Below are 20,455 nucleotides of genomic sequence, written 5' to 3' on the forward strand. Positions count from 1 at the left end.
GGTTCGCCGGCCAAAACCGGCGAGCCTTCCTTTTCCCTCCCGCCACGCCGTTACAGCATCCACTCGATCGGCAGCCAGCCGGCCACGGTGAGAATAATGCGTTTTACCCAGCCGGCGCCGGGCTCTTGCTGATGCACCTCGGTGTGGCCGTCTTCGAAGGCTTCTTTCCACACCATTTTGCCCTCGGGCGTCAGCACCGGGCGGTAGGCGGCGTACTCGAGCGGGCCATCAAACAGTTGGCGGGTGTCGGCCGCCAGCGTCGGGCTGTCGATCAAGAAGCCCATTTCGCAGTTCAGGTGCGCCGAGCGCGGATCGAAATTGAACGAACCGATAAACACCCGCTTATCATCGATGGCGAAGGTTTTCGCGTGCAGCGCCGCGCCGGACAGCCCCAGCGGCTTGAGTTCCTTGCGCCCGGTCGGTTGACCGGCGCGCAGCTTCAGCTCGAACAGTTCGACGCCCGCCTGCAGCAGCTCACGCCGGTATTTGGCGTAGCCGGCATGCACCACCAGCACGTCGGTGGTGTTCATCGCGTTGGTCAGCACGCGTATGGACTTCCCCTGTTTGGCAAGCGATTCAAAGAAGCTCGCCCCTTCCCGCCCCGGCACGAAATAGGCGGAAACCAGATCCAGCTGCCGGCCGACGCCGCCGATGATCTTGCCGAGCTGCGTCACCATCAACCGATCGCGCGACGCCTTGCCCAGCCCTTTCGCCGGATCGTCGGCCACCAGCTCTACCTGGGTGAATTCCGGCTGGACGGCGCCATCGCGAAAGCGCACCGCGCTGGTTTCCAGCTGCACCGCCAATTTGCGGGCCCGCTCGCTGCTTTCGGTCGCGGTGGCCTGCGTCAGGAAGGCAGAAAGATTACCTTTGCCACGGATAATCTGCTCAACGCCGAACACCGACGCGCTGTTCCAGTAGCGATCGAACACCTCGGCCGTTTCTGCCACTACGCTGCCGACGCTCAGCACGTCGAGATCGAGGAAATAGTTTTCGTCGCCGACCTGGAAATACTCGTCGCCAATGTTGCGGCCGCCGATGATCGCCACGGCGCCGTCGACGATGTAAGACTTGTTATGCATGCGCCGATTCATGCGCATAAAGTCAAAGGCGTAGCCGGCCAGCTTCGGCGTGCGCACGGTTGATGGGTTGAACAGGCGGATCTCGACGTTTTCCTGGGCGTTCAGCGCCGCCAGGGTCTCGTCCATGGCGACGCCGTTATCGTCCAGCAGCAGCCGCACGCGCACGCCGCGTTGGGCGGCGTCATACAGGGTTTTCAGCAGGATCTGCCCGGAGGTGTCGTTATGCCAGATGTAGTACTGGGCGTCGATCGACCTTTCCGCCATCCGCGCCAACGCCAGGCGGCTGGCGAACGCATCGTGCCCGCTGGCCAGCGGCACCACGCCGCTCAGGCCTGGATGCGCCGCCATCAGTTCGGCGGCCCTCGCCGGTAACTGGGCGGCAGGATCCGCCGGCAACGCCGCCTGCGGCAGACGCTGGGAAATATCCGGCAAACGAAAGAGGACTCTTGCCGCAATAATGGCGATCGTCACGGCGAGAATCAGATACACGACAATTTTTATCACGGGAAGCGGCCTCGGAGGTTGACTGCTTTGCTTTATACGTCATTAGGTTGCTTCAATCTATAGGAGAAGCGCGCTATGCCATAAGGCTATAGCGTAAAGCGCGAAGGCGAAACGCCAAACAGTTTTTTGAACGCCACCGAATAGGCACTGTGGCTCTCGTAACCGCTTTCGAAGGCGGCATGGATGATCGAGTTGCCGGCCAACAGCAGCGGAATGGACGACAGCAGCCGCAGGCGCTGTTTCCACTGGCCGAAGGTGATGCCGGTTTGTTGACTGAAATGGCGTTGAAAGGTCTTTACGCTGATCGACAGTGAATCGGCCCAGGCCTCAATACCGCGTTCGTCGGCCGGCGTGATGACCAACTGCCGGCAAATTTCGGCCATTCTCGCCTCTGCCGGCCAAGGCAGATGCAGCGCCAGCTGCGGCTGCAGGCTCAGTTCCTCCAGGAACAACGCTCTGAGCAGCGCATTGCGTTTGGTCTCCGGCCCTTCAGGCGCCAGCGTCGCCAACTGGGCGATCAGTTCTCGCAACAGCGGTGAAACCTGTAATACGCCGTCGCGCAGCGGCAAACGCGCGGCGGTGATTTCATCGACCAAAATCCCGTAAACGCAGATGTTGCTCTGCATGACGATCTGATGTTCTACCCCCGGCCGCAACCAAACCGCGGTGGTGGGCGGCACGATCCAGCGCCCGCTGCTCGCCTCGACCGCCATAACGCCCTGTTGCGAATAGAGCAAATGACAGCGTTTATGCGAGTGGTAAGGAATGACGAAGCCCGCCGGATAGTGTTTCACCAGCCCCGTCACCTCGAACGAGGAATTTTCGTGGCTGCTGAGGTCGATGCGTTTCGTTTCGGCGTTGTCGACTTCGAATCCCATGATCGTTTGTCCCTTTTGATAACGCGAATGTCTTTTATTTGATAGAGGGACCGCATGATCCTCCATATAGTGACGTTCTCGCAAGCCACACCAGGGGCCTTATGCGAAGAAACTCACTATTTACACCAAAATTTCATCGTTCTGCGTAAAACGGAGGCGATGACGTTGCGCATGCGCTGCGCGATGGCGGCTCGTTGCGGGGGCGACGCGGCCGAAAGTGATGGAGAGGGAAAGCGCGGTGGCATAAATCAGGAGGTGTATGCATCAATCAGCAGGTAGCTCGGCCTGGGGGGCGGCTTACTGCTGAAGGGATAGGGAGAGCGCCTAGGCTCTCCTCCATCCAACGTGGTTATCTCATCAACGGGCCAACTCGGCGCCGTCCAGCTCGGAAATCGCCAGACAAATCACTTCCGTGATGGCCTGTACCGTATAAGCGGTATTGGCAGGAATGATCAACATCTCATGGGGTTGCAACGTCTGATCGTCAACCTTCAGTTCACCGCTCAGCACCATCAGTTTCACCCAGCCCGGGTGAAAACGCGCCGGTTGCCGGCTGCCCGCATCCAGCTTCAGCAACGCCGTATGGCCAGGCGTCTCCCGTTTCAAAATGTGAAAGTGTACCCCATCGTAAGGCATGTTTTCGTAATGCAGTGACGCCAGTGTTCTCTTATGCATGGTAAGTGTCCTCGTGACCGGTGAGTAGCTGCTCCGCCTTCGGTCGCCGTAAAAACGATTGGCGGCTGTCCCTACCGAAAGCACAGGCTCGCAGCCTCTTGGCGAACGGATTAACTGTCGTACTTGCAGCGGCCCGATCGACCGCCGTTTCATGCCTAACCTGCCTCAGGCATGCTACTAAATATATAAGAGCCTCGCCGACGGCGCAAAAAACCGCTGCAAGGTTGAGCGCATTACGGTGCTGATCCGTAGTCGGAAAACCTGAACGGCGAGACCAATGCGCCGTCTGCCGGAGATCGCGATGATCTCCCCCCTTCACACCCCATCATTAATAAATCGCGCCGGGCGATAAGCGTGCGGAATGGCGGGGTTAACGCCATGCAGCAGCTCGTCGCCGATCAGCCGACCAAGCGTCGGTGCGCACATCACGGCCGGATGCATCACCGCCACATAGAGGCAGGTGGCGCCCAGCGGCCCGACGATGGGATAACCGTCGCGCGGCCGGGGGCGCATCCCCACCGCACACGCCTGCAGTTGCAAGGGCGCCGTGCCTGACAGACGCCCTTCAATCGCCGATTGCGCTTCGCCCTCCACGCGGTTTTCATCGCCGTGCGCAGGATAATCCTCCGCCGCCAGCAGATCGCCATTTTGCGCATGACGCACTTCGATGTCGTCGCCCGCAATCAGCGTGTTCACCACCTGCGCCGCCGCGTGATAGCGTAACAAAATGGCCGGCGACGCCTCGATCGGCAGCGAGAATCCGCTGCCGTCCAGCAGCGCCGAGATCCCCGTACCGCAGGAGAGCACCACCCGATCGGCGGCAATCGCGCCTTCCTCGGTAACGATGCCGATGATCTGCCCGTCTTCACGCAAAAATCCGCTGACGGTTCGCCCCAGGAGCAACTCCCCGCCCCACGAGCGAACGCATTCGAGCAACCGCTGTGTCACGTCTTGCGGATCGACGGCGCCGTCACGCGCCGCAAAATACGCTTGGCTATCGGGCTGCCTGAGCCCCGGTTCCAGCACTGTCACCTCGGCGGAGGACAAAAGCCGATTATCGGGGTTTTGCGTCGCCGGCGCCTGGCCATAGCTGAGCGCGCCGGACCAATTCACCCAGAGATCCGGGATCTCCTGCGCCAGGCGTATCCAGTCAGCCACGATCTCGCGCCGCAGAAACGCGTCGGGAGCACCCTCAAGCACGCCTTCGCTGATCCAGCCGAACGAGCGGCCTGTGGCTCCCGCCGCGGGATGCGCCTGCTCAACGACGATAACGTGCTGCCCTTGGCGCGCGAGATGATAGGCGATCGATGCGCCGACAATCCCGGCGCCCACGATGACCATGCGTGATGATGTTCCATTCATTTAATGATCTCCGAACCTCATTTCACGTGTTGTCGCCAAAGCAACCCTGCCGCCAGGCAGGCTACCCCGCCGCCGCAGGCCAACACGGCATAAGACGTGCCCCAGCTCTGGGTGGTATCCATCACGACGCCAAAGGATAACGGGGCGAACGAACCGATGCCGAACCCCAGCAACGATCGCCAGCCCATCACGCTACCGAGCTGTTGCGGCGGCACGTTGTCCGCCATCGCCGCCGACAGCACGCCGGAGTCGCCGAGAATAAAGAAACTGCCGATGCTGACGAACAGCAGCGTCCAGCCTGGCCCCCAGTTCGCCGACCACCCCATCAGCAGCGATCCCAACGCGCCCGCGGCGCCCATAAACATCAACACCGATGCACGATTGAAATAGTCGGAAACGGTGCCGACAATCAGCGTGGCGATCATGCCGGCCAGGTGGATCACCGCCGCGACGATCAATCCTGCGCTGAGCGGATCCAGAGAGAAACCGCTCAACGCCTCGCTGACCAGGCTGGGTGCCCAGGCCCAGTTACCGAGCAGTTCCCAGCTGTGAGCGATATACCCGATCAGCAACAGCAGGGTCGCATAGGTGATAGCATAGCTTTCTCGTTTCGTCTTCCTTCCCAGCGTGCGCGGTTGCGGTTCCTGATAACCGACCAGGGCCAACGAACCCGCCAGCGCCCCCAGTAACGCACCGGCGGCGCACAGGGAAAACGCCACGCCGGCGCCCCAGCGCATGGCGCTCCAACCGGCGATGAAAACCGACAGAAAATACCCCAACGAACTGGCCGCCAGGATCATGCCGATGGCGTAACCGCGTCGGGCCGGGCCGTTCATCCCCATCGCTAACAGCAGCGCCGGCGTATAGGCGCCGCCCTGCGTCAGGCCGACGAAGGCCATCAACACCAGCGCACCGATATACGAATGGGCAAACACGGCGAACAGCATCAGCGCACCGGCGCCCAGCCAGGAAAACAGCAGATACACGCGACGCGCGCCCAGCGAATCACACCACCAGGAAGCCACCAGCAACGCCAGGGCGTTGGTCAGGCTGAACACCGTCTGCACCGTACCGGCGGAGGCGGCGTCGAGCTGCCACTCGCTTCTGATGGTCGGCAGCGCGCCGGCAAACATCATGGTGCCCAGGCAGAGGCCAGCCCGGCTCACGCAAAGCAAAAAGAAAGCTCGCATTTCAGCGCCGCCTCCCTGCCAACCGCAGGGTGAGGATAACGCCATTAACACACATGACCGATAGCCAAAAGATCCGCATCATAAACTCAGCAATCAGAAGGAAATGCCTCATCATAGTGAGCAAAATCAACGGCTGACAAACGATCTTTCCTCCCTCATTTGGTTGAGCTAGACTCAACCTATGAAAAAAATCCACTCCCTGCCGCACCTGTCCGCTTTCGAAGCCGCCGCCCGTCTCGGCAGCTTCAGCGCCGCTGCGGATGAGCTGTTTCTCACCACCGGCGCGGTCAGCCGCCATATTCGCAGTCTCGAAGCACAGCTGGGGGTCACGCTGTTTTATCGCGGACACAAATCCGTGCGGCTGACGCAGGCCGGCGAGAATTTTTCCCGCACCGCATCTCGGGTGATAAGCGAACTGTATGCCGCGGAAAGCGCGCTGAAAGCGAGCGCCGGTCGGCAACGGCTGGTGGTGCACAGCCTGCCGACGTTCACCATGCACTGGCTGATGCCGAAACTGGCGACGTTCAACGAGATTCATCCGGAGGTCGCGGTTGATATCACCACCGCCACTGGGGCCGTCGATCGCAATATGCCGTTTGATCTGGCGATCAGGCGCGACCCCGCGCACTTCTCAGGGCTGAAGGCGATCCCTTTTTTGCAGGAAGACAGCCTGCTGGTCTGCAGCCAGAGCTATTTGCGCACCATGCCGATCGGTGCGCCAGACAATCTGGCCGGGCATACAGCCATTCGCATCCGCGCCCGGGAGGATTTGTGGCGCAGCTGGTTGAATACCTATCCGACGGCGCTGGACGCCTCGCCGCCGCCGCTGACGCTCGACCATACCTTCGCCGCCATTCAGGCGGCCGAAGACGGCCTGGGACTGGCCGTCGTGCCTTACCTGTTCTGCGCCAAACATCTGTCGTCCGGTCGGCTGGTGTCGCCCTTCCCGGCGTTGACGATTCGAACCGGCGTTTATTCCCTGCTGCTGCGCGATCGGGACGATGAGGTCGTGAGAAAGTTCGCCGCCTGGCTGCAGACGTTCCAGGCCTAAGCGCCGTATTGGATCCCGTCGCAAAAGCGCACCGCGCTAACGGTATTTCTCAGGCGTGCAGCGTCAGGCCTTTTATCGCCTTATCCACCGCTTTCTTCGGCCCGCGCAGCGCCAGGCCGACCAAATCCAGGTTGTCCGCGTCTTCGGCGAGAAAAACCTGCCGGTTGGCTGCATCGTGCCCGGTCGAGAACATGGCGTGCACATAGGGGATCAGCGTCAATTCCCGTTCCAGCCCTTTGCGATGCGCATTTTGCAGGCCCGGCAGATCCGCTGCGAAAATCAGCATCGGCTGCCCGGAAATGCCGCCGTAGCGTCTGCCTTGCGCATCCACGTAACATTCGCCGATGATCTCCGGGGCGGCGGCGGCGATGCCCGTCGCCAGAAAGGCCACCACGTTCAGCCGCTGCCAGGTTTGCAGATCGTCGCGCACGATAAACGCTATCTTGGTATCAAACATGTTTCGCTCTACTCCGTTGTGCTCTTAAAAGCGCATCATCGGCGATGAGCGAGTCAGCGGTATAGAACGTTTGTGCACTGCCGTTGATAGGCCGCCGGCGATAAACGGTAGGCGCGCCGGAACCAGCGGCCCAAATGACTTTGGTCGGCAAAGCCTACCCGCATGGCGACCTGCGCCGGCTCTTCCCCCTGCGCCAGTAACAGTCGCGCGGCACGCAGCCTCAGCCGGATCAGGTAAGCATGCGGCGACTGGCCGAAAGCGCGGGTGAATTGGCGAGTCAGACGGAAACGATCCAGGCCGCACTGAAGCGCAAGTTCCTCCAGACTGGGATTATCCGCCATGTGCTCGTGCAAGTAGTCCCGTAAACGATTCATCTCAATCAAAGCGTCATCGCGTTGGGACGTTGGCCTGACGCGTATATGCCGCGCCAAAAGCGTCAGCAGTTGGTCCAGGCTTTGATCGCGCGCCAGCCGGCCTTCCCTCTGATGCAACGCAAAAAAAGCCTGTTGTATCGCGGTCGCCAGCATCGGATCGTCGGTCAACGTGCTGTGGAAGGCGCCTTCCAGCACTGAAGCGTCCCCCAATCCGCGGCGCTGCATCGCGTCGGAGACCCAGCGCTGCGGCAGATAAAGCATCGCATAGGTAAACCCTTCGGCCTGCGGCGCATGGCCATCGTGCACCGCGCCCGGCTCGATCAGCATGGCGCGCCCCGGCCGGCTGGTGTGCAGCGAGCGGTGGCAATTGAAACGCTGCAAGCCCTGCTGCGTGACGCCCACCAGCATTTCATCATGATCGTGAGGATCGTAGGCATGCCCCTGAAAGTGGGCGTTGACGCTCTCAATACCCGTTTCGTCATCGCGCCGCAGTTCGAGCCAGTCTGTATGTTGATGATTGGACGCCATGCAATTAATCCGGAGTTCTGCTCACAGGAAAAGAAAAACAGCTTACCCTGAGACCGCCACCGTTGCACGCTCACAGCTCGCAGATGGCATAAGTGCCCTTTCCGGCCGATTTCGCCTGATACATCGCGCCGTCGGCACGGGTCAACAGCATCTCCTCCGTCACATCGCCGCGTGGAGAAATGGCCGCGCCGATGCTGGCGGAAAGCCGTACCTTCTGCGGCCCGATCTGCGTAATTTTGGCCAGTTGCGCCAACACGTTTTCGCAAAATTCGCTGACCTCGCGCCGCGGATCCGTCAACGGCCACAGGATCACCGTGAACTCGTCACCGGCCAGGCGCGAGACGCTGTGGTGCTCGCCTGCGCAGGCGCTGAGCAATGTGGCGAATGTCTTCAGGATCGCGTCGCCGAAGTCATGACCATAGCTGTCGTTAAGGGTTTTGAACCCGTCGAGATCGATAAACAACAGCGCCATCTGCCGCTGATGGCAACAGGCCTGCAGCGTGCCCGACAACCGGCGCAGAAACGCGCGTCGATTGGTCAATCCAGTCAGCATGTCATGGGTTGCGTCATATTCCAGCCGCTGCTGCAGCCGCTTCAACTCGGTAATGTCCATGGACAGAATGTAAAACCCCTGCGTTTCGCACGGCACCAGCGTGGTGTGGATCATCAGCAGTCCCTTTTGGGTCTGGAGCTCATTTTCAAAGCTCACCATTTCCCCCGCCAAGGCCCTGTCTATCATAGGTTTCGCTATCTGATAAACGTTCTCCCCCATAAAATCGCGCACCGTCATTCCTCTGAGGCGGCTTTCTTCCAGGCCAAACCAGGTTTTGTAGGCGCTGTTGGCGAACAGGTAGCGTTCATTGCCGTCGATCTGGCTGATCAACGCCGGCATATTGTCAGTAATGGCGCGCAGGCGTTCCTTCTCCGCGCTGAGCTGATATTCGGCGAGCACCCGGGTTTCAATCTCTTCGTTGAGTTTCTTGACGACCACGTTCAGCTCCCGCGTGCGGATTTCGACGCGTTGTTCCAGCTCGTGTTGCAGAGCGAACAGATCGGCCTCCGCCGCCTTGCGCTCGCTGATATCGACGATAACCGAGATGAAATGATCCGGTTTACCGTTAGGCAGCCGATTTAACGCCACCGTCAGCTGCACCCAGACGATCGAGCCGTCGGCGCGGAAATAACGTTTCTCCAGCGAGTAAGTGCTGATCTCGTTTCTCAGCAGCTGCTGCAGTTTTTCCAGATCGGTGTTGAGATCGAGCGGATAGGTAATGTCCTGAAAGGTGCGATCCATCAGCTCGCGCTCGGAATAGCGCAACATTTCGCAGATGCGCGGATTGACCCGCAGCCAATACCCCTGCAGCGACACCAGCGCCATCCCTACCGCCGCCTGGGCGAAAGTCTGTTCGAACAGGGCTTCCGAGCGTTGCAGATTGGACTTCAGGTTTTCGGTATAGACGTGGCGTTCAATGCTCTGCAAATACTCCTCCACCACGGCGGCGAAGTCGTGCAGGTCGGCCAGTTGTTCCGGGGAAAACGGCTGCGGCTGGCTGTCGATAATGCACAGGGTGCCGAGCGGCAACCCGTCGAGCGACAGCAGCGGTTGCCCAACGTAGAAACCGATCCGCGGTCCGCCAATCACCAGCGGATTATCAAAAAAGCGCGGATCGTTGGCGGTATCGGGCACCACCAGCGCTTCGCGTTGCAAGATAGCATGGCCGCAAAACGAGATATTGCGCGGCGTTTCCCGGGCATCCAGACCGTAACGCGATAAAAACCATTGACGATCCCGGTCGATCAATGACACCAACGCGATGGTCACGCCGAAGTATTTCGCCGCCAGCCGCGTGATGCGATCCAGTTTCTCCACCGAGTTTGAATCCAGCACGTTCAGCGAATTCAATACCGACAGGCGTTCAGCTTCGTTTTCGGGGAAGCAGGGTTCGAGCATGTTGTCTCCCAATGTGTCACCGACGGACCCGGCATAGCCGGCGTGAGTCCGTTCAGCGTTTTCGTCGGTTAGCGGCAAATATCCTTGTCCATCATAGACTCACTCAGTATCAATCCGATTGCGCGTTCTCGCCAGCTTTGCCGGGCGTTGCGTTTGCCACCGCGCTGCGCTACAGTCGCTCACAAGGTGATGGTGTTCCACCTTTCCCAACCGCCGCGTTCGCTCGAACCGGATGATGACGCCTGATATACAACTTCGCTTTATTTTTAGGCAGGTATGTCAGGAGTCGCTATGAATGAAATCTCACGTTTTACCCCTTTTCCGCCCCAGCCTGATCTCACCGTGCGGGAAATGCCGCTGTACGTTTTCGGCCATAAAAATCCCGACAGCGACAGCATCTGCAGCGCGCTGGTGGTCGCGGACTGGCTCAATCACCTCGGCAAACCGGCCGTCGCTTTCCGCCTTGGCGAACTGACGCCGGAAACCCGCTACATACTGGCCGTCGCCGGCGTACAAGCGCCTCCGCTGCTGAAAGGCGATCTCCGTGACCGTAAAGTCTGGCTGGTCGATTTTACCGACGTCGAACAAGGGCCGGCCTCATTGCCCGACAGCGATGTGGTCGGCGTTATCGACCATCACCGGCTGGGCACGTTAATCACCCGCAACCCGCCCGATGTCTGGGTTCGCGCCGTCGGCTGTTGCGCCACCGTGATCCTGCAGATCCTGGCGGCGGAAAGGCCGATGCCGCTTTCTTCCGCCCAGGCCACGCTGCTGCTGGGCGCGATTTTGAGCGATACCGTTGCGCTGAGCGCGCCGACCACCACCGAACTGGATCGGCTGGCGGTCTCGCGGTTGCGCGCAATTTCTCACGTTGATTATGACGCCTTCACCGCCGGACTGCTGGCCGCCAAAACCGATCTTTCGGGGCAATCCGCCGCGCAGTTGCTGCAGCGCGACGCCAAGAATTATCGCATCCATAGCGTCTCGCTGCTGCTGTCGCAGATAGAAGTGCGGGCCATGAGCGACATCGATCCGCTGTTGCCCGCGCTGCAACAGGCGCTTGAACACGCGAAGCAGGAAGCCGGGCTGGCGATGGCCGCGCTATTGGTCACCGATATCACCTGCCGTCGCTCCACCCTGTATTTCTCGCCGAACCGGGTGCTCGACATTCGTCAGGTGTCGCTGCCCGGCATGACGAGCCGGAAAAAAGAGGTTTTACCGTGGTTAACCCGCCAGATCGCTAACGCAGGGAGATAAGTCATGCCGCTCTACCAACATGCTTTACTGCTGGTGCAGGATGAACGCGACGGCCGGCTGCTGTTGCGTCATGCCGAACGCCTCAATCAGCAGATGAATACGCGCATCACCGTGGCGCACATCAGCGCCGACTATGCCGAGCTGGACTACCTCAGCGATTCGCTGACCAAAGATCGCCAGTCCAGCGAGGTGATCGCCGCCAAAGCCATGCTCAGCCGTCTGGTGGAAGACTGCTCAATCCCCCTGGAGGTGCGCGCAATTGTCAGCATCCATCGCTTCAAAGACGTCGAAGCCCTGATTGCCCGCGAAGGGGTCGATCTGTTGCTGCTCGGCCATCAGAACCGTCCGTTCGGCGTCTTTGCCTCCTTCGGTTTCGAGTTCATTAACCATTTGTCGATCGACGTGCTGATAAAGCACGTGCCCACTCCCTAGAATGAGGTGATCATCCATGAGCTATGAAATTGAAAACGTAACCGCCAGAGAAATCCTGGATTCGCGCGGCAACCCGACCGTCGAAGTTGAAATGACTGCGGCGGGCGTCGTGGCCAGGGCTTCGGTCCCCTCCGGCGCCAGCACCGGGTCGCGCGAGGCGGTGGAGCACCGCGACGGCGATCCGCACCGTTTCGGCGGCAGAGGCGTACTGGAGGCGGTGCACAGCGTCAAAACGGCGATCAATGAGGCGCTGCGCGGGGTGGATGTGCGCCAACAAGAGGAGATTGACCGCCGGCTGATCGCGCTGGACGGCAGCGAGAACAAGAGCCGATTGGGGGCCAACGCCCTGCTCGGCGTTTCTCTGGCCGCCGCCCGCCTCGCGGCGCAATTGTCGCAACTGCCGCTGTATCGTTATCTGGGCGGCATCGGCGCCAACCTGCTGCCGGTGCCCTGCATGAATATCATCAACGGCGGCGTGCACGCCCGTTGGCAAGGGGCAGACTTTCAGGAGTTTATGATAGCCCCGCAGGGCGCGCCATCGCTGCGCGAGGCCGTGCGCTGGGGCAGTGAAGTCTATCAGGCGCTGCGCCAAATCCTGTTGGAACAAGGCCTGTCGGTCGGCGTCGGCGACGAAGGCGGTTTCGCGCCGGCGGTTGCCTCGAACCGGCAACCGCTGGAGCTGATCGTGCAGGCGATAGAGAAAGCCGGTTATCAACCGGGAGACGATATCGCCATTTGCATGGACCCGGCCTCAAGTGAATTCCATGCCAACGGTAAATACCGCCTGCGCAGCGAAAACGCTGAACTGGATGCCGAACAGATGACGGCCTATTACCAGCGGCTGGTGCAGGATTTTCCCATCGTGCTGATTGAAGACGGTTTGGCCGAGGACGATTGGGCCGGCTGGCGCATTCTCAGCGACACCCTGGGCGATCAGGTGGAACTGGTTGGCGACGATCTGTTCGTCACCAACGTGAAATACATCCAGCGTGGGATTGATGAACGGTTGGCCAATGCAGCGCTGATCAAATTGAACCAGATCGGCACGCTGAGCGAAACCTTCGCCGCCGTGCAGCTTTGCCAGGCAAACGGCTGGGGCGCCTTTATCTCGCACCGCAGCGGCGAAACCGTCGACAGCTTTATCGCCGATATGACGGTTGCGATGCGAGCCGGCCATTTGAAAACCGGCGCGCCGTGCCGCGGCGAGCGCATCGAAAAATACAATCAGCTGATGCGCATTGAGGAGCAATTGGGCACCGCGGCGGTATATGCCGGGCGCGCCGCCTTTAAACGCCGTTAATCTTTGCAGGCCGGCCACGCACCGGCCTGTTTTTCATTTTTTGCGCGGCATAATCCCGCCACGCCGGATTCCAACAGAATACGCCGCGTCGCCATCAACGTCTCACGCTGCTCGTTCAGCGTCGCCATCATCCGCTCGATCTCCGCCAGCCGGCTGTCGACGCCCTGTATCACCCCATCCTCATAAGCGCTGCCCTGCAGCGCCAATACCCCGCGGATCGCCTGCAGCGAAAACCCCAGATTCTGGCCGATTTGGATCAGGTGCAGCCGCTCCAGCGCGCTTTCGCTATACACCCGATAACCGTTGACGCCGCGCACCGCTTTGGGCAGCAGACCCTGCTGTTCGTAGTAACGTATCGCCGAGGCGGCCATGCCGGCGCGCTCCGCCAACTCTCCGATTTTCATGCCCTATTGACCTTAAAGTTAACTTTAAACCTAGTATAGCGCCATTCACCCTGCGACAGGAACGTACCCGATGTTTACCCCGCTGATTCTGCCCAACGGCAGCCGCTTACCCAACCGTCTGGCCAAGGCCGCGTTGGAAGAAAATCTGGCCGATGAAGGCCAACTGCCCGGCCCCGCGCTATGGCGTCTGTATCGCCACTGGGGTATCGGCGGCGCCGGCCTCATCATCACCGGCAACGTGATGATCGACGGCCGCGCCATGACCGGCCCCGGCGGCGTGGTGCTGGAACAGGATACGCCGCTCGCCCCGTTTGAAACCTGGGCCAAGGCCGCGCGCCAGGAAGGCGCGCAGGTATGGATGCAGCTCAGCCACCCGGGCCGTCAGGTGATGGCCAACATGGGCGGCAACGCCTGGGCGCCCTCCGCCATCCCAATGGCGATGGGCAAGTACAGCAAGCAGTTTGCCCCGCCGCAGGCCATGAGCGAAGCGCAGATTGCCGAGGTGATCGCCCGCTTCGCCGCCAGCGCGCACGCCGCCGAACAGGCCGGGTTTACCGGCGTGCAGATCCATGCGGCGCACGGCTACCTCATCTCCCAGTTCTTGTCGCCGTTGTCCAACCAGCGCAGCGATCGTTGGGGGGGCGAGCTGGCGAATCGCGCCCGCCTGCTGCTGGAGGTGGTGAGCGCGGTGCGCCAGCGTGTCTCGCCAGGCTTTTGCGTGGCGGTCAAACTGAACTCCGCCGATTTTCAGCGCGGCGGCTTTTCGCCGGACGAGGCCCGACAGGTATTGTTGATGCTCAACAAACTGCCGGTCGATCTGGTGGAGCTATCGGGCGGGAGTTATGAAAGCCCGGCGATGCAGGGCGAAGCGGCGGACGACAGCACCCTGGCGCGCGAAGCCTATTTTCTGACCTTCGCCCGCGATCTCGCCGCAGTAGCCCGCATGCCGGTGATGACCACCGGCGGCATCGCCCGCCCGTCGGTGGCGCAACAGGTGCTGAACAGCGGCGTCGCGGTAGTCGGCATCGCCGCCGCCATGGCGGAAATTCCCGATCTGCCGCACCGCTGGCAAACCGGCGAAGCCCCTCATGCACTGCCCGCACCGGTAAAATGGCGCGACAAAACGCTGACGCTGCTCGCCCGCATGGCGCTGATCAAGCGCCGCATGCACGCCCTGAGCCGCGATCGGACGCGCAACGTGCGTTACTCCCCACTGTGGTCGCTGCTCATCGATAGATGGCGCACCCGCCGCACTCTGCGGCGCTATCGCGTCTGGTTACGGCAACGTTAATGACCACGGCGCCGGCAGACTCGCCGGCGCCGCACAAAAATTCCGCTTTTTCGATCGCGCTACGTAAAATCTGCAAGAAATCACCACTCTGGATACCGCGCTTTTAACGCTCGATGACTTATATTCATCACAAATTTTGTGTATATAACCGCTATAGGACTTAAGGTGGTGAATAGATGAAAATAAGCCGCTATTTTCTATTTATGTTATTAATCGGAAATTCACCTTAATAATAAATGCATTAAAGAGGCGGACAAAGGAAAGCAGAAAGGGATTTTTACGCAATGTTAAGGAAATGTTGTTTTCTGCTGGCAAAACCAACGGTCAACAAATCAACAACATATTGATGAGCCTAAGAAAAAACTAAACAATTCAAAACAAAATCGGCTATTGAGTCCCAGGCGAAAAAGCCATATATTGGTCGCGCTTTTCACAAGGCAGTTACTTTTCTAATTCATTAATTCAATCGTTGCGTGTTGAGACCTTCGGTTGTAGGAGAGATATGATGACGGATAAAGTCCGTATTGATACTTTAGTTGCAAACTCATTAAACGGAAACAATGAAACCTATTTGGCGCGTCAAGCCGAATTTGAGTCGAATGTTAGGAGTTATCCGCGCAAACTGCCGTTGGCAATTGCGAAAGCCCAGGGCGTTTGGATCACTGATGTTGAGAATAATCAATATCTTGATTGCCTGGCCGGGGCGGGAACGTTGGCTCTTGGACATAATCACCCCGACGTCCTGCAAAGCATCCAAAATGTCATTACCAGCGGCTTGCCGTTACATACTCTCGATCTCACGACCCCGTTGAAAGATCGTTTCTCCGATTACCTGCTCTCTCTGTTGCCTGGCGAAGGCAAAGAGTATTGCCTGCAGTTCTGCGGCCCGTCCGGCGCCGATGCGGTGGAAGCCGCGCTGAAGCTGGCGAAAAAGCACACCGGCCGTTCCGGTGTGATCAGCTTCTCCGGCGGCTACCACGGCATGACCCACGGCGCGCTGGCGGTCACCGGCAACCTGTCGCCGAAGGCGGCGATCAACGGCATGATGCCGGAAGTGCAGTTCATGCCTTATCCGCATGAATACCGCTGCCCGCTGGGCATCGGCGGTGAAGCCGGCGTCAAGGCGCTGACCTACTACTTCGACAACCTGATCAACGACGTGGAAAGCGGCGTGCGTAAACCGGCTGCGGTGATCCTTGAAGCCGTTCAGGGCGAAGGCGGGGTTAACCCGGCGCCGGCCGAGTGGCTGCAGCGCATCCGCAAAGTGACCCAGGAACACGGCATTCTGCTGATCATCGACGAAGTTCAGGCCGGTTTCGCCCGTACGGGCAAGCTGTTCGCCTTCGAACACGCGGGCATCGAGCCGGACATCATCGTGATGTCGAAAGCGGTCGGCGGCGGCTTGCCGCTCGCGGTGCTGGGCATCAAAAAAGAGTTCGACGCCTGGGAACCGGGCCACCACACCGGCACCTTCCGCGGCAACCAGCTGGCGATGGCCACCGGCCTGACCACCCTGCAGTACCTGAAAGAGCATAAGGTCGCCGACAAAGTGGCCGCTCAGGGCGAGTGGCTGAAAGGCAAGCTGGCCGAGCTGCAGAAACGTTATCCGGTGATCGGCCACGTCCGCGGTCTGGGCCTGATGATCGGCATCGAGATCGTCAAGCCGAACGAAGCGCAGGATCACATGGGCTGCTACCCGGCCGATGGCGAGCTGTCCGCGCTGCTGCAGAAGAAATGCTTCGAATCCGGTCTGATCCTGGAGCGCGGCGGGCGCAACGGCTGCGTGCTGCGCCTGCTGCCTTCCCTGCTGATCACCAATGATGAGCTGGGTATTTTCCTGGATAAATTTGAGCAGGCACTGCTGGCCGCCGGCGTCAAGCCAGTCTGATTGGAGCGAATGACCGCGATGTCCAAGTTAAACCCGATTCTGGCTTCCTCGGCGCACAGCGCCGAGGCTTACCGCCAGGCGATCGCACAGAGCAGTGAAGCCGTCGTGCAGTGGCTGCAACAGCCCGAGATGTATCAGGGCAAAAGCGTTGCCGAACTGCGCGAGCGCATCAAGCTCGACTTCACCCCGCAAGGCCTGGGCAACCAGGCGGCGATCGAGCGCGCCATCGAGTATTTTTTGAAAGACAGTCTGTCGGTGCACCACCCGCAATGCGTGGCGCACCTGCACTGCCCGAGCCTGGTGATTAGCCAGGCCGCCGAAGTGCTGATCAACGCCACCAACCAAAGCATGGACTCCTGGGATCAGAGCCCGTCGGCCACGCTGATCGAAATGAAATTGATTGAGTGGCTGCGCGCCCAGGTCGGTTACCAGCCCGGCGACGCCGGGGTGTTCACCAGCGGCGGCACCCAGAGCAACCTGATGGGGCTGATGCTGGCGCGCGATGCATTCTTCGCGCGTCAGGGCCACTCCGTGCAGCAGGACGGTCTGGTGGGCGATCTGCGCAAGCTGAAAGTGTTCTGTTCTGAAAACGCCCACTTCTCGGTGCAGAAGAACATGGCGCTGATGGGCCTCGGCTATCAGTCCGTCACCCTGGTGAAAACCGATCGCTTCGCCCGCATGGACGTGAACGATCTGGCGGAAAAACTGGCGCAGGCCAAGGCCAACGGCGAGCAGGTGATGGCGATCGTCGCCACCGCCGGCACCACCGACGCCGGTGCCATTGACCCGCTGCGCGACATCGCACGGCTGGCGGCGGAGCAGCAGATCTGGGTGCACGTGGATGCGGCCTGGGGCGGCGCGCTGCTGCTTTCCGAGCAGTACCGCGACTACCTGGACGGCCTGGAGCTGGTGGACTCCATCACCCTGGACTTCCATAAGCAGTTCTTCCAGACCATCAGCTGCGGCGCCTTCCTGCTGAAAGACGCGCGCCACTACGAGCTGATGCGCTATCAGGCGGCCTACCTGAACTCCGAGTTCGACGAGGCGCAAGGCGTGCCGAACCTGGTGTCCAAATCGCTGCAGACCACCCGCCGCTTCGATGCGTTGAAGCTGTGGATGGGGCTGGAAGCGCTGGGGCAGAAGCAATACGCCGAGATCATCGATCATGGCGTCACGCTGGCGCAACAGGTGGCGCGTTACATCGCCGATCAGGAATCGCTGGAACTGGTGATGCAGCCGCAGCTGGCCAGCGTGCTGTTCCGCTACCGTCCGGCGCAGCTGGCGGCGAATGGCGACGCGGCCGTCGCGCTGTTCAACCAGCGTATCGGTGACGCCTTGCTGGAATCGGGCCGCGCCAACGTCGGCGTAACCGAGTTCGATGGCGTAACCTGCCTGAAGATGACGCTGCTGAACCCGATCGTGACGCTGGAAGACATCAAGCTGTTGCTGGCGTTGGTCGAGAAAACCGCGCAGCAGCTGCCGGCGTAACCCTCCGCCACTGCGCATTAAAAGCCGATAGCCCCAGGCTATCGGCTTTTTTATCGCGCTCACGCCGTGCGCGTACTCAATCCGTTGACATGTTTTCCCAGGATGTCGCTTGTAGGTCCAGATCGATTTCCAGCGTTTCCAAAAAGCGCGCCGTCATCATGTAGTGCCCAATCATTAATGCCAGTTCAGCCAGTTGAACCTCATCATAATAGCGCCTGACCGCGTTAAACGTGTCGGCAGAAACCTTCACCTGCTGCACGCATTCATCGACAAAATGCAAGATGGCCGCTCCTCTGGCGTCGATGCCAACACCCTGCTCTATTTTCTCGATGTCGTCATCGCGCCACCCCGCAAGGATCGCCAACGGATAGTGTTGCATACGCTCATAAGCGCTGTGGCTTAACGCGCCAACCCTTAATATGATCATTTCCCGATCTTTATCACACAGTCGCCCGGCCGGAAAAGAAGCGCCCAGCGACAGATATCCCTGCGCCGAACGGCTGGTTTTCAACAGACCCAGCGTAAGATTGGCGGGAAAACGGGCATATTGTTGCTGTTGCTCAGCCGTTAATTCACTCACTGCCGGCAGTTTTATTCTGGCCATCGTTTATTCCCCCGCGCGTTCATCGATAATTGCAACCGGCCGAGCCCAGCCGGCGGATGCCTTATAAACTTTGACCGGCAGACTGATCACGTTGAATCCGCAGGGGGGCAGCAATTCAAGATTGCACAGTTTTTCAATCTGGCAATAAGGATATTTACTGCCGGCATAGTGCCCTTCCCAAATAAGCGAAATATCGCCGCTTTGTTCAAATTTGGTGCGCGTATGGCTGAATGGCGCATCCCAGCTCCAGGCATCGGTGCCAACCACTCTGACGCCGCGTTCAGTAAGATACAGCGTCGCCTCACGGCCCATGCCGCAACCGCGATGAATAAAATCTTCACTGCCGTACCGCCCACCGGCCGCCGTATTGACCAGAACAATATCGCCGACGGCGAGCGGATGATCAATCCTCGCTAATTCACGCTCAATATCACGCGCAGTGACCACATAACCGTCTGGAAAATGGCGAAAATCCAATTTGACGCCAGGGCCGATACACCATTCCAGCGGTATTTCATCAATGGTTTTTGACGCCGAACCGTCGTCCATATGCGAATGGTAGTGATAAGGGGCGTCCATATGCGTCCCCGCATGGGTGCTCATGCGGACAAATTCCACCGCCCAGCCCTCCTGACGCGGCAGCGCCAGGGGATCCAGGCCGGGAAATGATTCCGCCAGCTGCAACGCTCCGCGCTTGTTGTCAACATACTCGATTTCCGGCAGAAACCGCTCCGGATCGGAAGCGATCCCGCTCATCAGCGGCACCGAAAGATCAATGATTTTACCGTACATATTGTTACCTTTATCCAGGGGAATGACCTGCCCAGAGTAAGCTTTCCCCATAGAATAGAAATGCCGATTATCAGACAACTTATTGTTATAATAGGAAGACGCAGCCATGAACGGACAGGAAGGCGTCATGAAACCGTCAGAATTGACCGGGGAAATCCCAATATCGATTTGGTTCAGAAATAAATCCTGGCCGGCAGGAACGCAATTCCCTTTACAGGCGTTGCCATGGGGCAAACTGATGTATTCCATGAAAGGGTTGGCGGAAATAAATATTGAGGACAATATTTATTTATCCACTCCGGAATATGCCATTTGGCTCCCCGTTAATACCGAACATGAATCCGTAGCAAAGAGTGCAATTGACTATGTCATTCTTCATGTCAGCCCCCCGCTATGCCAATCCTTACCGAGCAAACCGCAAACCCTGCGGCTGAATAAGATCGTCAAAGCGGTGCTGGCCGATTTTTCAGAAAGGCGCATTGGCTATCCGCACACGCCTCAGGACCAGACGTTGGTTACCGCATTGCTTGAGCAGCTGGCGCTGTCGGAGCGTTTTGACAGCTACCTGCCGCTCGGCAGCGACGACGTGATCAAGATCATGACCGAAAAGATGAGCGCCGCGCCGCACGATTTCAACACGCTGACGCAATGGTCGGGCATGCTGGGCTTGAGCGAGCGTACGCTCTCGCGGCGATTTCTCGCCGCCACCGGCATCTCTTTCAATGAATGGAAACTGAGAAGCAAAACCCTCATGGCGATGACGCTGTTGCAGGAAGGGAGAGCCGTCAAATATGTCGCCTCTACCCTGGGGTATCACGATCCTTCCGCGTTTATCGCCATGTTCAGACGGCAAACGGGCCAGTCCCCCTCCGGTTTTTTAGCGGTAAGTCATGGCACCCCGAAAACAGGCTCAGGCATAATGCATGGCGACTGATGCAGCATTCGTA

General features: G+C 59.5%; 19 protein-coding genes and 1 riboswitch. Of the genes, 8 read left to right on the forward strand and 11 right to left on the reverse strand.

What is annotated here, in order from left to right:
• Positions 1-50: 50 nt before the first annotated feature.
• From ACTJJ6_RS17065 to ACTJJ6_RS17085, 5 genes are all read right to left on the reverse strand, one after another.
• Positions 51-1,586, reverse strand: coding sequence for a phospholipase D family protein (locus tag ACTJJ6_RS17065; RefSeq protein WP_039566127.1), 1,536 nt, complete (start codon positions 1,584-1,586; stop codon positions 51-53).
• An 86-nt stretch (positions 1,587-1,672) separates the two neighbouring features.
• Entirely contained in the window at positions 1,673-2,464 is a 792-nt protein-coding gene (locus tag ACTJJ6_RS17070; RefSeq protein WP_110146997.1) for an AraC family transcriptional regulator, read from the reverse strand.
• Positions 2,465-2,821: 357 nt separating this feature from the next.
• The gene (locus tag ACTJJ6_RS17075; protein WP_015377878.1) at positions 2,822-3,139 is read right to left on the reverse strand and encodes a cupin domain-containing protein; all 318 of its coding nucleotides are present in this window, start codon (positions 3,137-3,139) and stop codon (positions 2,822-2,824) included.
• Positions 3,140-3,454: 315 nt separating this feature from the next.
• Positions 3,455-4,501, reverse strand: a complete 1,047-nt coding sequence (locus ACTJJ6_RS17080; protein ID WP_440802332.1) for an NAD(P)/FAD-dependent oxidoreductase — start codon at positions 4,499-4,501, stop codon at positions 3,455-3,457.
• A 17-nt stretch (positions 4,502-4,518) separates the two neighbouring features.
• Positions 4,519-5,691: an MFS transporter gene (locus ACTJJ6_RS17085; protein WP_239044543.1), complete on the reverse strand. Its 1,173-nt coding sequence runs from the start codon at positions 5,689-5,691 to the stop codon at positions 4,519-4,521.
• A 181-nt stretch (positions 5,692-5,872) separates the two neighbouring features.
• Here ACTJJ6_RS17085 and ACTJJ6_RS17090 point away from each other — a divergent pair, with 181 nt between their 5' ends.
• The gene (locus tag ACTJJ6_RS17090) at positions 5,873-6,742 is read left to right on the forward strand and encodes a LysR substrate-binding domain-containing protein (RefSeq protein WP_016927730.1); all 870 of its coding nucleotides are present in this window, start codon (positions 5,873-5,875) and stop codon (positions 6,740-6,742) included.
• A 49-nt stretch (positions 6,743-6,791) separates the two neighbouring features.
• Here ACTJJ6_RS17090 and ACTJJ6_RS17095 read toward each other — a convergent pair whose 3' ends face one another.
• The 3 genes from ACTJJ6_RS17095 to ACTJJ6_RS17105 all read right to left on the reverse strand — a co-directional run bounded on the left by ACTJJ6_RS17095 (position 6,792) and on the right by ACTJJ6_RS17105 (position 10,052).
• Positions 6,792-7,199 (reverse strand): DUF2000 family protein, encoded by a 408-nt coding sequence (locus ACTJJ6_RS17095; protein WP_016927731.1) that lies wholly within the window; start codon positions 7,197-7,199, stop codon positions 6,792-6,794.
• 53 nt (positions 7,200-7,252) lie between these two features.
• Positions 7,253-8,101 (reverse strand): AraC family transcriptional regulator, encoded by an 849-nt coding sequence (locus ACTJJ6_RS17100; RefSeq protein WP_016927732.1) that lies wholly within the window; start codon positions 8,099-8,101, stop codon positions 7,253-7,255.
• A gap of 70 nt (positions 8,102-8,171) precedes the next feature.
• Positions 8,172-10,052: a diguanylate cyclase domain-containing protein gene (locus tag ACTJJ6_RS17105; RefSeq protein ID WP_016927733.1), complete on the reverse strand. Its 1,881-nt coding sequence runs from the start codon at positions 10,050-10,052 to the stop codon at positions 8,172-8,174.
• 176 nt (positions 10,053-10,228) lie between these two features.
• A riboswitch (Fluoride riboswitch) is annotated at positions 10,229-10,304 on the forward strand.
• Between the two features lie 39 nt (positions 10,305-10,343).
• Here ACTJJ6_RS17105 and ACTJJ6_RS17110 point away from each other — a divergent pair.
• From ACTJJ6_RS17110 to eno, 3 genes are read left to right on the forward strand one after another with little or no spacing between them, the layout of a single operon-like run.
• Complete coding sequence (locus tag ACTJJ6_RS17110) at positions 10,344-11,309, forward strand: DHHA2 domain-containing protein (protein ID WP_440802327.1); 966 nt, start codon at positions 10,344-10,346, stop codon at positions 11,307-11,309.
• 3 nt (positions 11,310-11,312) lie between these two features.
• On the forward strand, positions 11,313-11,741 hold the full coding sequence (locus ACTJJ6_RS17115) for a hypothetical protein (protein WP_016927735.1): 429 nt from the start codon (positions 11,313-11,315) through the stop codon (positions 11,739-11,741).
• A gap of 16 nt (positions 11,742-11,757) precedes the next feature.
• On the forward strand, positions 11,758-13,041 hold the full coding sequence (gene eno, locus ACTJJ6_RS17120; protein ID WP_440802325.1) for a phosphopyruvate hydratase: 1,284 nt from the start codon (positions 11,758-11,760) through the stop codon (positions 13,039-13,041).
• Here eno and ACTJJ6_RS17125 read toward each other — a convergent pair.
• Complete coding sequence (locus tag ACTJJ6_RS17125) at positions 13,038-13,445, reverse strand: MerR family transcriptional regulator (protein ID WP_440802322.1); 408 nt, start codon at positions 13,443-13,445, stop codon at positions 13,038-13,040. The genes eno and ACTJJ6_RS17125 overlap by 4 nt on opposite strands.
• A gap of 70 nt (positions 13,446-13,515) precedes the next feature.
• Here ACTJJ6_RS17125 and ACTJJ6_RS17130 point away from each other — a divergent pair, with 70 nt between their 5' ends.
• The 3 genes from ACTJJ6_RS17130 (at position 13,516) to ACTJJ6_RS17140 (ending at position 18,112) form a co-directional block, all read left to right on the forward strand.
• Positions 13,516-14,736 carry an NADH:flavin oxidoreductase/NADH oxidase family protein gene (locus ACTJJ6_RS17130; RefSeq protein WP_440802319.1) on the forward strand — a complete coding sequence of 407 codons (1,221 nt, stop codon included), beginning with the start codon at positions 13,516-13,518 and terminating at the stop codon, positions 14,734-14,736.
• 505 nt (positions 14,737-15,241) lie between these two features.
• Complete coding sequence (locus ACTJJ6_RS17135; protein WP_176063873.1) at positions 15,242-16,624, forward strand: diaminobutyrate--2-oxoglutarate transaminase; 1,383 nt, start codon at positions 15,242-15,244, stop codon at positions 16,622-16,624.
• A gap of 18 nt (positions 16,625-16,642) precedes the next feature.
• A complete protein-coding gene (locus tag ACTJJ6_RS17140; RefSeq protein WP_028127421.1) occupies positions 16,643-18,112 on the forward strand; it encodes a pyridoxal phosphate-dependent decarboxylase family protein in 1,470 nt (489 codons plus the stop codon).
• 76 nt (positions 18,113-18,188) lie between these two features.
• Here the strand turns inward: ACTJJ6_RS17140 and ACTJJ6_RS17145 are convergent, their stop codons facing one another.
• Positions 18,189-18,716 carry a carboxymuconolactone decarboxylase family protein gene (locus ACTJJ6_RS17145; RefSeq protein WP_049299212.1) on the reverse strand — a complete coding sequence of 176 codons (528 nt, stop codon included), beginning with the start codon at positions 18,714-18,716 and terminating at the stop codon, positions 18,189-18,191.
• A 3-nt stretch (positions 18,717-18,719) separates the two neighbouring features.
• The gene (locus ACTJJ6_RS17150) at positions 18,720-19,637 is read right to left on the reverse strand and encodes a cyclase family protein (RefSeq protein ID WP_350024619.1); all 918 of its coding nucleotides are present in this window, start codon (positions 19,635-19,637) and stop codon (positions 18,720-18,722) included.
• On the opposite strand from ACTJJ6_RS17150, the gene ACTJJ6_RS17155 reads away from it, so the two are divergent.
• Positions 19,636-20,442, forward strand: a complete 807-nt coding sequence (locus tag ACTJJ6_RS17155; protein ID WP_100225605.1) for a helix-turn-helix domain-containing protein — start codon at positions 19,636-19,638, stop codon at positions 20,440-20,442. The two genes, ACTJJ6_RS17150 and ACTJJ6_RS17155, sit on opposite strands and share 2 nt — an antisense overlap.
• The last annotated feature ends 13 nt before the right edge of the window (positions 20,443-20,455 follow it).

Source organism: Serratia sp. 22278, assembly GCF_052045405.1.
GTDB lineage: Bacteria > Pseudomonadota > Gammaproteobacteria > Enterobacterales > Enterobacteriaceae > Serratia > Serratia marcescens.